This is a genomic window from Marinobacter sp. (assembly GCF_033722735.1).
Taxonomy (GTDB): domain Bacteria; phylum Pseudomonadota; class Gammaproteobacteria; order Pseudomonadales; family Oleiphilaceae; genus Marinobacter.
Genome location: NZ_JAWVYN010000007.1, coordinates 149,714 through 161,623 on the forward strand (window position 1 = coordinate 149,714; position 11,910 = coordinate 161,623).

Here is an 11,910-nt window from a genome sequence, read left to right on the forward strand (position 1 = left end):
GTGGCCAGAGCTCCGTTTGTCATTGCCGGTACCGAGATCCGGCCGGGCGGGCGGGCCACAGTGGAGATTCCCGTGGCCAAGCTCTACACCCACACCCCGCTGCACCTGCCGGTGGAAGTGATCCACGGGCGCCGGGACGGACCGGTGTTGATGGTCTGCGCCGCCATCCACGGTGACGAGATCAACGGCGTCGAGATCATCCGCCGGGTGCTGCGCAACTCGGCCCTGCGCCACCTGCGCGGGACCCTGGTGGCGGTGCCCATCGTCAATATCTTCGGCTTTATCCAGCGCACCCGCTACCTGCCGGACCGGCGCGACCTCAATCGCTGTTTCCCGGGCACCGAAACCGGCTCGCTGGGCGGGCGCATTGCCTACCTGCTGCGTTCCCAGGTGATGGAACACGTCACTCACATCATCGACCTGCATACCGGCGCCATTCATCGCTTCAACCTGCCCCAGATCCGGGCCGAGCTCACCAACCCCGAGACCGTCAAGATGGCGGAGGCCTTCGGCGCTCCCATCATCATCAACGCCAGCCTGCGGGACGGAAGCCTGCGTGCCTACGCGGACTCCCTGGACATTCCGGTGATCACCTTCGAAGGCGGCGAGGCCCTGAGGTTCGACCCGGTGGTCATCGGCAGCGGCATCAAGGGCGTGCTCAGGGTCATGCGGACGCTGGGAATGGTGCCGGTGAAGAAGAGCCCCAAGGCGCCCAAGAAGCGCTCGGAAACCGCCGCCACTTCCTCTTGGGTACGGGCGGATATGGATGGCATCATGCGCCCGGTTGCCCGCCTGGGGCAGCGGGTCAGCAAGGGCCAGAAACTGGCCATGGTGGCCGATCCCTTCGGTGAGAGTGAAGTGGCGGTGCTGGCACCCTTCTCGGGCATCGTGATTTGCGTGAACAACCTGCCGCTGGTAAACGAAGGGGAGGCCATCTATCACGTGGCCCGCTTCGACGAGCTGGGTGAGGCCGAGAAGGTGATGGACTACTTCCGCAGCAGTTACGAATCCGATGTGAATGAGGACGTGTTGCCGGCCCATCCCTGGGATGAAACGCAGCGATAAAGCAACGAATCAGGAGGCTGGTGCCCATGATTTGGGATCAAACGACCATCCAGTTGCCCGCCTTATCCCGCGGGTTCCACATCATCACCAACGAGGTGGTGTCCCAGGGGCCGGATCTCAGAAACTGTCAGGTGGGTCTGCTCCACCTGTTCCTCCAGCACACCTCGGCCTCCCTGGCGATTAACGAAAACGCCGACCCGGACGTTCGCGGCGACCTGGAGCGACACTTCAACGTAATGGTGCCGGAGAACGCGCCCCACTACCGCCATACCGTGGAAGGCCCGGACGACATGCCCGCGCACATCAAGAGCATCCTGATTGGCCCTTCGCTGACGGTACCGGTGTCCGACGGCCACCTGGCCCTGGGCACCTGGCAGGGCATCTACCTGTGCGAGCACCGGGACCATGCCGGTGGGCGGAATATCGTGGCGACTTTGCAGGGGCGGTGGTAGTCGTGCGGCATCGGCAATAACAACGACGGGGTAGTACACTGGATCCTAACTACTTGTAAGGGCGACACAAATTTGCCGGTCCCAGAAAAGCAGGCTAGCCTCTTCAACAGAGTAAAAAGGACAACGGCCAAAAGGAACTGGGGTGAGCCGCTTCAACCGCATTTATCGTATTCACGACATCCTGCGAAGTGCCCGCACCCCGGTGCCCATGCGCCGTTTTACCGAGGAGCTGGAAACATCCCGTAATACCATCACCCGCGATTTCGAGTTTTTGCGAGACAGCCTGGGAGCGCCGCTGGAGTATTGTCGTGAGCGGAACGGCCATCGCTATAATCCCGATGCCCCGGTCTTCGAATTGCCGGGTTTTTGGTTGGACCCTGGCGAGCTGTATGCGCTGTTGGCTTGCGAACAACTGCTTGAGAACGTTCAGCCGGGATTGATCTCCCATCGGGTCGCTCCCCTCAAGGATCGAATCCGGCGTTTGCTGGGCGAGTCGGGCCATGCCGCCGAACAAATCAGTCAGCGGGTGCAGATACAGCCCATCCAGGTGCGCACAGCGTTGCACCAGATTTTCGACCCCATTGCCGAGGCCACGCTGGCGGGTAAGCAGGTCCAGTTCGATTACGCCTCCCGCAGCAGCAACGAGCTCAGAACCCGTACCGTCCATCCCCAGAAACTGCTTCACTACCGCTCTAACTGGTTCCTGCTGGCCCATTGTCAAAGCGCCAACGGCCTACGCCTCTTCTCCCTGGACCGCATCGCCCGACCTGAGCTTTTGGGCGCACCGGCCCAGCGGCTAGCCACCGAGGGCCTCGAAGCCTTTACCTCCTCCAGTTTCGGAATCTTCGGCGGCCAACCCAAGGCCACCGCCCACCTGCGATTCAGCAAGCACGCCGCCCAGTGGGTGGCGGACGAACAGTGGCATCGGGACCAGCGTGGGGAGTGGCTGGACGATGGTTATCACCTGTATGTGCCGTATTCGGATGAACGTGAGTTGGTGATGGAGGTGTTGCGGTATGGGGCCGAGGTGGAGGTGCTTGGGCCGGAGGAGTTGAGGCGGGAGGTGATTGAACGAGTGCGGAAACTGGTGGGGGTTTACTGTTGATTTTTACAGTAGTGCACGAATTGGTGCAGTGAGGATGTTAGCGTCCCTCATATCGATCTTACGGCTCTTAGTGTTCAAGGAAAGCGTATGCAGGATTATCTTCGCTATTGGGGCAAGGCCAAGCCGGCTAAGGATGCAGGCGGTGTTCCCTGCCATTTGTTGGCCTACCACTCATTGGACGTCGCGGCCGTCGCATTTTATTTAACTGATCCGAGTTCAGCCAAGGGGCAAGTGATTTCCAGCGTTCTGGGCATTGAGGGATCGCAGTTCCAGAGCCTCTTTACATTTCTCCTTTCCATTCACGATCTGGGCAAGTTTTCCCAGTCTTTTCAGGCTCTGGCTCAGCCGCAATCCGAACAGCTCAAGGTCCCGGATTTGACCTACAGCTACGATATTCCGGGCGGGCATGCGGCTCTGGGCATGTTGTTGTGGAAGCGTAGTACTGTGTTCCGGGAGCGCCGGCTGGATGCGTGTGGTTGGCCCAAGTCTGAAGACCTCCGCAGAACTACACGTCGTTCTCTGGAAGCGATGCTCGAAACGACCTTTGGCCATCATGGCCTGCCGGTGAACCCGAGCAATACCTTGGTAGCGAGCCACTTCCTGGTCAGCGATGAGAAAGCGGCCTGTGCTTTTGCCTTAGAAGCTGCACGACTTATCCGGCCTGAGTGGCCGGTCACCTTAATGGCAGATCCATCCTGGCATCAGTTGCTCAAACAAGTGAGTTGGCAGCTTGCAGGGTTGGCAGTTCTGGCGGATTGGTTGGGCTCTGACCAGTCGGTGTTTACCTATGTGACTGACCTGATGCCGTTGCAGGACTATTGGCGAGAGTTGGCGCTTCCCCGAGCCCGAAGGCAAGTTGAGCGATTGGGGTTTGACAGGCCAGCACAGGCTACGGCTTTTCCTGGGGTGGAGCGCTTCTTCGGATTTGAACCGACGCCACTGCAAAGCTGGGCCGAACAGGTGCCGATCTCAGAAACTGCTCAGCTCTTTGTCCTGGAGGATGTGACCGGCGCTGGGAAAACCGAAGCGGCGATCACCATTTCCCATCGCCTGCTGGGCCGAGGGCTGGCGGAGGGGGTGTATTTCGGGCTGCCTACCATGGCCACCTCTAATGCCATGTACGGCCGGATTGCGGAGTATTACCAGCGCTGGTTCCGGGAGGGGGAAAGGCCAAACCTGGTGCTGGCTCATGGGGCCCAGCGATTGCACGGCGCTTTCCAGACTTCAGTGATCGCCGGCCAGCCGAAGGACCTGGATTACCGCCCGGAAGAGCGCAGCGCCTCTGCCGTATGCAACCAGTGGTTCGCCGATTCCCGGAAACGGGCCCTGCTGGCAGATGTGGGAGTGGGCACGGTCGATCAGGTGTTGATGGGGGTATTGCCGTTCCGGCATCAATCGCTACGCCTCGTTGGTATGGCCAAAAAAGTGCTGCTCGTCGATGAAATACACGCCTGCGATGATTACATGCTGACGCTGCTTTGTGCAGTGCTGGAACTTCATGCCCGCCAGGGAGGGTATGCGGTTCTTCTAACCGCCACCCTGCCGATGGAGATGAGGAAAAAACTGACGGAATCCTGGCGGCGCGGTTTGGGGGGAGAGGGCTCCCTCAATCCCTATTCTGAGCACTTCCCATTGGCGACAATAGTTAACGCCAATGGCCTCGATCAGACAGCGCTGAATACCCGTGACAGCGCTACCCGGGATCTCGCCATTGAGCAGTTGTGCGAGCCATCGCAGGCGATCGATGCCTTATTGGCCGCTGCAAAGCATGGCCAGTGTGGTTGCTGGATTCGCAACACCGTCGATGACGCCATCGAAGCCTATGAGCGGCTCAGAGGGCAAGTCGATGACCCCGACAAGGTCTTGCTGTTCCACAGCCGCTTTACCATGGCCGACCGTCAGCGCATCGAGAACCAGGCGTTGCACTGGTTTGGTAAGAGTTCCGGCGCTTCTGATAGGGCTGGCCGGATACTCATAGGAACCCAGGTGTTGGAGCAGTCACTGGATATCTGCATGGATGTCATGGTGTCGGACTTGGCGCCTATTGACCTGTTGATCCAGCGAGCCGGGCGGCTGCACCGGCATCGGCGAGATGCTGAGGGCAACCTGCTTACTGACCAAGAAAGCCCGGATCAACGGCCAGACCCCGTACTGCGAGTTCTGGCGCCAGCCTTCACTACAGAGCCTGACAAGGACTGGATTCGGCGTTTTTTGCCCGGAACAGCAGCGGTGTACCGAAATCACGGCCAGCTCTGGTTGACGCTTTGGGCACTGTTGGAGGAGCAGGCGATTCGGATGCCGAGCCAGGCGCGATGGCTGATCGAGTCAGTCTATGGGCCGGGTGCCGACGTTCGTCTCCCCGACGCCCTAACAGGCAGCTTTTTCGAAGATGAAGGCGAGCGACAGAGTCAGGCGGCCATGGGGCAGTTCAATCGCTTGGACCTGGATAAGGGCTATGTGGCTGCCAGTGCCAGAAGCGGCTGGCAGGGCGAAGTTGATATTGGCACCCGCCTGACCGACGAGCCGAGTGTCACGGTGACTCTGGTGTGTCTCGATGAGTCGCAGCAGCGCCTCATCCCTCTGGAGGATGGCCCCCATCCCTGGGAAATGAGCCAGATCAAGATCCGTCAGTCCCTCGCCGACAAGTTGCCTGAGTTCCCGGAAGCCTTGGAGCACCTCCAGAGTACGCTGTTCGAGTGCCAGCCAGGTTTGCGCTTCTCCAGATTGTGGCTTGGGCCCTTTGATCAAGGAGGTTATATATATGACGCGCAGACAGGGTTGTGTCGTGACAAAAACAAATAAGGATCGGAGGAAATCTAGCGCATGAATTTGCTAACGGACTCGTGGTTACCTTTTCAGAAGGCGGATGGAAGGGTTGAGTATCTACCCGTCACCAGTACGGTATCGCCAGACATTGTTGACCTCGCTCTGCCCCGTGCGGACTTCCAGGGTGGAGCCTACCAGTTCCTGATTGGTTTGCTTCAAACGGTCTTTGCTCCGTCCGACATCGATCAGTGGATGGAATATTATGAAAACCCACCATCGGAGCAGCAGTTAGCAGAAGCCTTTGTGTCGTCTCGGTCATGTTTTGAACTTGATGGTTCCGGGCCGCGCTTTATGCAGGACTTTGATGAGCTGGAGGGCGATGCGCCCGCGTCCGTTGCCGGGCTTCTAATTGATTCGCCGGGGGCATCCACAGTCAAGAACAACACCGACCACTTTGTCAAAGACGGCCGGGTGGAGACGGTGTGCCCCCATTGTGCCGCCATAGCGCTGTTCACCATGCAGATCAACGCGCCTTCTGGCGGCAAAGGTTACCGTACCGGCCTTCGAGGCGGTGGTCCGTTGACTACGCTCCTGTTGCCCTCTGAACCATCCAGCACCTTGTGGCAGAAGCTGTGGGTTAACGTACTGGAGAGCGGTCAGGTCGTTGGTGCTGGCTCGACCGACGCGGAACTCAGTATCTACCCCTGGATGGCGCCTACCCGAACCAGTGAGAAGGGCGAGACAACCTTGCCAACCCAAGTTCACCCCTTGCATGTGTTCTGGGCCATGCCGCGACGGTTCCGTTTGGACATTGAAGCGCAAGAAGCCCGATGTGATCTGTGTGGGCAAAAGAGTGAGCGAAGTGTGCGTCATATCCGGGCGAGGAACTACGGCAATAACTATGACGGGCCGTGGGTTCACCCGCTCACCCCTTACCGGCGTGACCCAAAGCAACCCCAGCAACCTCCGCTTTCTATTAAGGGGCAACCTAGTGGAATCGGTTATCGACACTGGGAAAGCCTAGTGTTTGAGGAGACTGAACAAGAGGGTAACCTCCCGGCGTTGAATGTGACCGCTTACACCTCGAAAGTGGATGAGTGCGAAGCGGAGGGTATCGCCTTGCCCAGGGTGGCCAGGCTGTGGGCCTTTGGCTTTGATTTAGACAAGGCAAAAGCACGGGGTTGGGTTGGCACCCAACTGCCGTTTCTGGCCTTGCCCGAAAGACAGCAGGAGCGCCTGCAGAGCTGGCTCAGAAGCCTGGTTGGCTACGCCAAGGAAGTGTGCTGGCAGCTTCGTCGCAGCACCAAAGAGGCGTGGTTCAAGAGACCCTCGGAAGCCAAGGGCGACCTGGAATACATCGATGCCCGCTTTTGGGAGCGCACCGAACCTCGATTCTATGAATTGTTATCGGAATTGGGGCGCCGGCTATTGGGCGACGATGTTAAGCGTCTTCCCTCCGATATCGCGGAAGTCTGGTACTTGGAGGTCCGCCGCCAGGCCTTCGCCATCTTCGACGACCTCACCCTAAGCGGGCCCCCCGAAGCGCTCAATATGAAACGTATTACTAAGGCCCGCAATTCCTTCCTCATGTGGTTCAACAAAAACAAAACAGCCAAGAATTTCCGCAAGCAAGCTGGATTGGACGAAACACCATCTAAGGGCACAGAGCCCCAACAGACGGCCAGTTAATCACGATCAAGGAGCGACCATGACCTCAAACAAGGTGTACTACCAGGTATTACGAGACGAGTCGCAACAGCGACGTGTGCTGACGTGGTGGGCAAGGTTACATAACCAGAGCTCGCTGCTGCAACAGATGTTCGGTGACGGGGCGCCGCCACTGCCACCGGCCCAGCGAGCGCAACTCAGACGCTGCCATACCGTTGACGACGTACTGATGACCGAAGGCTTCCGGAATCTCTGGTTTGCGGTAGGGGAAGATCTTCATGTCACGGAGGCCGACATGCTGGCCTGGGGCATGGTTGCTGGAGCCCTGGCCGAGGTTCGCCAGCACGACGCCTCCGCGTCGTTTGCTGCGGCGATGGGAGAGCAGAAGGATAAGACCGGCAAGCCCTATATCAGTGAGCTGCGTTTTGCCCAGCTGCAGAAAAGTGATGGTGTGGATACCTTCCTGCGCCGGTGCCGTCGATCCATCGCGTTACTGGGCAAGCGTGCCCACGTCACCTCGCTGGCCGATGGCATTCTCCATTGGGCCACAGAACACCAGGGCAGCGCCAGCAGTTCCGCCAACCAGCGGCTGGCGGTGCGCTGGGCCACGGACTATTTCACCGCACTCACTCAGTACCAAAAATAATCAAGAATTCAGTCAGGAGAAATTACGATGACCACTTTCATTCAATTGCACCTTTTGACGTCTTACCCGCCTGCCAACCTGAACCGTGATGACCTGGGGCGGCCAAAGACCGCAAGGATGGGCGGCGCGGAACGGCTGCGGGTTTCCTCCCAGAGCCTGAAGCGTCATTGGCGCACTTCGGACTTGTTCCAGGAAGCAGCGGCGGGCCATGTCGGTGTGCGAACCAAGCGCCTGGGGGTAGAAGTTCGCGAGACTTTGGAAGCTGCTGGTATCAAGGAAAAAGACGCAAAGAAATGGGCCCGTGAGATTGCGGATGTTTTTGGTGCCTTGAAGAAAGACAGCGAGGAGATTGAGCAGCTGGCTCACATTGGGCCGGAAGAGAAAGCCGCCGTGGACGATCTGGCTACCACATTGACTGAACAGAACCGTGGTCCGGAAAAAGACGAACTGGCGTTGCTGAGAAAGAGCCCGACTGCAGTGGATGTGGCGCTATTCGGCCGGATGCTGGCAGCCGATCCCGCTTTCAATGTGGAAGCGGCCTGCCAGGTGGCTCACTCGATTACGGTACACCCCGTGGTGATCGAGGATGACTACTTCACGGCGGTGGATGATCTCAACAATGGTGAGGAAGACCGCGGCGCGGCCCATATTGGTGAAACCGGCTTCGCTGCAGGCTTGTTCTACAGCTACATCTGCCTCAACCGGGATCAACTGGTGGCGAACCTGTCAGGTAATGAAGAGCTGGCGGACCGAGCCATAGCCGCGCTCACCGAAGCGGCAGTCAAGGTCGCGCCCAGCGGCAAACAGAACAGTTTCGGCTCTCGCGCCTATGCCAGTTTTGTGCTCGCCGAAATCGGAGCCCAGCAACCGCGTTCCCTGTCCGTTGCTTTCTTGAAGCCTGTGCAGGGCAGTGATCAGGAGAGCGAGGCCATCAGTGCGCTCCAGAAGCAGGCTGAGCAATTTGACAAGGCCTACGGAGCCTGTGCCGATCGCCGCTATTCCCTGAATGTTCCGGCGGGAGTGGGCTCCTTTGACGAATTGCTGGCCTTCCTTAAAGCCAAATAGAAGGGGCTGACTATGGAGATTCTGGTATTTCAGCTTTACGGGCCACTGGCCAGTTGGGGCTCGCCTGCTGTCGGTGAGTCCCGCCCAAGTTCAGACCATCCCGGGCGTTCTGCGTTATTGGGGCTGTTGGCCGCCGCGTTGGGTATTCGGCGGGAGGACGCTGCGAATCAGCAGGCGCTGGCCAGTTCAGTTCAGTTTGCGGTCAAGCAGCTAGCTCCAGGCCAGGTAATACGAGATTTTCATACAGTCCAGGTTCCCAAACGGGACAGAAAGGCTCGGTATACGAGCCGTAAGGAAGAGATGGCGTTTTCAAGCGAGCGCTTGAATACCATCATTTCCCGCCGGGAATACCGCTGTGATGGTTTGTGGCGAATCGCGGTGACCGTCACGGGTAACAGCGACTGGACGCTGCAGGATCTGGAGGCGGCTTTGCGTCGGCCAAAGTTCATGCTGTATCTCGGGCGAAAGTCGTGTCCTCTTGCAGCGCCACTGTTTCCCACGATTGTTCAGGCTGAAGGGCTTCAACAGGCGCTGAGTGGTGAGATGCCGCCAGTTCATGAACAGCAAAAGCGCTGGCTTGGGCTGAGTGATAGCGTGGATTACTACTGGGAAGGGGAGGCGGGCGACTTGCAGGCTCAGGATACCCGGTACCCTGAGGATAACGTGGTTAGCCGTGAGCGATGGCAATTCAAGGGGCGCAGGGAACACCACGCCCGTGTGAAGGAGGCTGGATAATGTACATGTCTCGGGTGCGGGTTGCGTCGGAAGGACTGGACCGGCGCAGACTGCTGGCATTGCTCAGCGGCGATGCCTATGCCAATCACCAACTGCTGTGGCGTTTGTTCAAGGACGCTCCTCACCGTTCGTTCCTGTTTCGTCAGGAAATCGAAGCAGACCAGCTCAGGCTAGGGAATCAGCCTCGAGGATTGCCGTTGTTTTACGTCTTGTCCGAAGAACGGCCGGTTGCGGTCCCTGGTTTGTTAGAGGCTGAATCCAAGCCGTTTTCACCAGTATTGGTGGCGGGTGATCAGCTCACGTTCCGTTTACGGGCCAACCCCACGGTTTCCAGAAAAACAGAAACCGGGCGGTCGGTGCGTCACGATGTGCTGATGGATGCCAGAATCCAGTGCCGGCAGCAGGGGGTGGACATTCCGGAAGCCATTCAGGAGAGGATGGAAGAAGCGGCCATTCGCTGGCTGGACCGCCGTTCGGAGAAAGCGGGTTTTACCTTGGAAAGTGCTCCCCAGGTGACGGCATACAGGCAGCATGTGAACCGGCGAAAGGGTGCGGACATCCGGTTTTCCTCCATCGACTATGAGGGCGTCTTGACGGTGATGGACCCCGACCTATTCAACAAAACGCTGTGCCAGGGCTTAGGGAAAAGCAAGGCGTTCGGGTGCGGCCTAATGATGGTTCGCCGAGCTTAGGGAGGTGGTATGACCTTCGTTCCGCTAAAGCCCATTCCGATGAAAGACCGCGTGTCCATGATCTTCGTGGGACGTGGTCAAATTGATGTTCGGGATGGGGCTTTCGTGGTGGTGGATGAGGTGAACGGGGAGCGGATGCACATCCCCGTCGGGTCCGTAGCATGCCTGTTGCTCGAGCCTGGTACCCGGGTTTCCCATGCTGCGGTCAAGCTCGCCTCCACGGTAGGGACGTTGCTGATCTGGGTGGGCGAAGCCGGAGTACGTTTGTACTCGGCCGGGCAGCCTGGAGGCGCCAGGTCTGACAAACTGCTTTATCAGGCCCAACTGGCTTTGGACGATGCGTTACGACTCAAAGTCGTTCGCCGTATGTTTGAAATTCGCTTCGGTGAAGAAGCGCCGTCGCGGCGGTCGGTTGATCAACTGCGGGGCATCGAAGGTGCCAGGGTTAGAAAACTGTACCAGGCACTTGCGAGCCAGTATGGGGTTCAGTGGAATGGGCGCCGGTATGATCCCAATAACTGGAACAGCTCTGACCCGGTCAACAAATGCCTGTCGGCTGCGACGGCTTGCCTCTACGGTGTTACTGAAGCGGCGATCCTCGCCGCGGGTTACGCGCCAGCCATTGGCTTCCTCCATTCCGGAAAGCCCAAGAGCTTTGTCTACGACATTGCCGATCTGGTTAAATTTGAAACGGTCGTTCCGGCAGCGTTTAAAGTAGCGTCAAGCTCCCCAACCAAGCCGGATCAACAAGTCCGTATAGCCTGCCGGGATGCGTTTCGTGAGACCCGTTTGCTGAAACGTTTGATTCCACTCATTGAAGACGTCCTTCAGGCTGGTGGCATAGAGCCACCTGAGCCTCCCACGGATAGCCAGCCACCTGCCATACCGGAACCCGAGTCCATCGGTGATTCTGGTCACCGGAGCCAATAGCATGGCGATGCTGGTGGTCGTCACAGAAAACGTGCCGCCGAGACTGAGAGGTCGACTCGCCGTCTGGCTTCTGGAGATTCGCGCAGGTGTATATGTAGGCGATGTGAGCAAACGCATTCGGGAGGTCATTTGGGAACAAGTGGGGCTGTTGGCCGAGGATGGCAATGTAGCGATGGCCTGGGCCAGTAACCATGAATCCGGTTTTGAATTCCAAACCTATGGGAAAAACCGCCGCGTGCCGGTTGACCACGATGGCCTTCGCTTGGTGCGTTTTTTGCCGTCTATCGGTAACTAATTGATTTCAATTAGATCTTTAAAAATTTAGCGTAGGGCTTTAGGGGAAATAATGCTGGTAGAAATTATCGGCATTATTTTTCTCTTTATAAACAATTGTGTACGATTAGTCTGTTCCCCGCGTTCGCGGGGATGAACCGGCCGCGGCAGACATGCGGAACGTCTTGGATCCCTGTTCCCCGCGTTCGCGGGGATGAACCGTCACCGCGGAGGAATGGGAAGCCATGGAACGCCTGTTCCCCGCGTTCGCGGGGATGAACCGTCATCCATCAGACTGGCTTCGGTCGCGAGTGGCTGTTCCCCGCGTTCGCGGGGATGAACCGTGATCGGTATTGGGCGACCAGTCGTTGCCCGGCTGTTCCCCGCGTTCGCGGGGATGAACCGCTCAGGGAGGCGCTAGGCGGCGCTGTAGTGGACTGTTCCCCGCGTTCGCGGGGATGAACCGTTGAGTTTGCCGCCATGCACTTGGCTAAAGCGCTGTTCCCCGCGTTC

11 protein-coding genes and 1 CRISPR repeat array are annotated in these 11,910 nt (G+C 58.5%); all 11 genes read left to right on the forward strand.

Features of this window, described 5'->3' with window-relative positions; genetic code table 11:
* The 11 genes from R3175_RS07650 (at position 1) to cas2e (ending at position 11,419) form a co-directional block, all read left to right on the forward strand.
* The gene (locus R3175_RS07650; RefSeq protein ID WP_318943417.1) at positions 1–1,065 is read left to right on the forward strand and encodes a M14 family metallopeptidase; all 1,065 of its coding nucleotides are present in this window, start codon (positions 1–3) and stop codon (positions 1,063–1,065) included.
* A 26-nt stretch (positions 1,066–1,091) separates the two neighbouring features.
* A complete protein-coding gene (locus tag R3175_RS07655; RefSeq protein ID WP_318943419.1) occupies positions 1,092–1,517 on the forward strand; it encodes a secondary thiamine-phosphate synthase enzyme YjbQ in 426 nt (141 codons plus the stop codon).
* Positions 1,518–1,659: 142 nt separating this feature from the next.
* On the forward strand, positions 1,660–2,622 hold the full coding sequence (locus tag R3175_RS07660; RefSeq protein WP_318943422.1) for a helix-turn-helix transcriptional regulator: 963 nt from the start codon (positions 1,660–1,662) through the stop codon (positions 2,620–2,622).
* 87 nt (positions 2,623–2,709) lie between these two features.
* Complete coding sequence (cas3, locus tag R3175_RS07665; protein ID WP_318943423.1) at positions 2,710–5,424, forward strand: CRISPR-associated helicase Cas3'; 2,715 nt, start codon at positions 2,710–2,712, stop codon at positions 5,422–5,424.
* A 21-nt stretch (positions 5,425–5,445) separates the two neighbouring features.
* Positions 5,446–7,077 carry a type I-E CRISPR-associated protein Cse1/CasA gene (casA, locus tag R3175_RS07670; RefSeq protein WP_318943425.1) on the forward strand — a complete coding sequence of 544 codons (1,632 nt, stop codon included), beginning with the start codon at positions 5,446–5,448 and terminating at the stop codon, positions 7,075–7,077.
* A 19-nt stretch (positions 7,078–7,096) separates the two neighbouring features.
* Positions 7,097–7,702: a type I-E CRISPR-associated protein Cse2/CasB gene (casB, locus tag R3175_RS07675; RefSeq protein WP_318943426.1), complete on the forward strand. Its 606-nt coding sequence runs from the start codon at positions 7,097–7,099 to the stop codon at positions 7,700–7,702.
* 27 nt (positions 7,703–7,729) lie between these two features.
* The gene (gene cas7e, locus R3175_RS07680; protein ID WP_318943428.1) at positions 7,730–8,767 is read left to right on the forward strand and encodes a type I-E CRISPR-associated protein Cas7/Cse4/CasC; all 1,038 of its coding nucleotides are present in this window, start codon (positions 7,730–7,732) and stop codon (positions 8,765–8,767) included.
* A gap of 12 nt (positions 8,768–8,779) precedes the next feature.
* A complete protein-coding gene (gene cas5e / locus R3175_RS07685) occupies positions 8,780–9,502 on the forward strand; it encodes a type I-E CRISPR-associated protein Cas5/CasD (RefSeq protein ID WP_318943429.1) in 723 nt (240 codons plus the stop codon).
* On the forward strand, positions 9,502–10,194 hold the full coding sequence (gene cas6e / locus R3175_RS07690; RefSeq protein ID WP_318943431.1) for a type I-E CRISPR-associated protein Cas6/Cse3/CasE: 693 nt from the start codon (positions 9,502–9,504) through the stop codon (positions 10,192–10,194). Before cas5e ends, cas6e begins: the two co-directional genes overlap by 1 nt.
* A 9-nt stretch (positions 10,195–10,203) precedes the next feature.
* Positions 10,204–11,124, forward strand: a complete 921-nt coding sequence (gene cas1e / locus R3175_RS07695) for a type I-E CRISPR-associated endonuclease Cas1e (protein ID WP_318943433.1) — start codon at positions 10,204–10,206, stop codon at positions 11,122–11,124.
* 1 nt (position 11,125) lies between these two features.
* The gene (gene cas2e / locus R3175_RS07700; protein ID WP_318943434.1) at positions 11,126–11,419 is read left to right on the forward strand and encodes a type I-E CRISPR-associated endoribonuclease Cas2e; all 294 of its coding nucleotides are present in this window, start codon (positions 11,126–11,128) and stop codon (positions 11,417–11,419) included.
* Positions 11,420–11,529: 110 nt separating this feature from the next.
* Positions 11,530–11,863: direct repeats of the CRISPR family, unit length 29 nt; unit sequence CTGTTCCCCGCGTTCGCGGGGATGAACCG.
* The last annotated feature ends 47 nt before the right edge of the window (positions 11,864–11,910 follow it).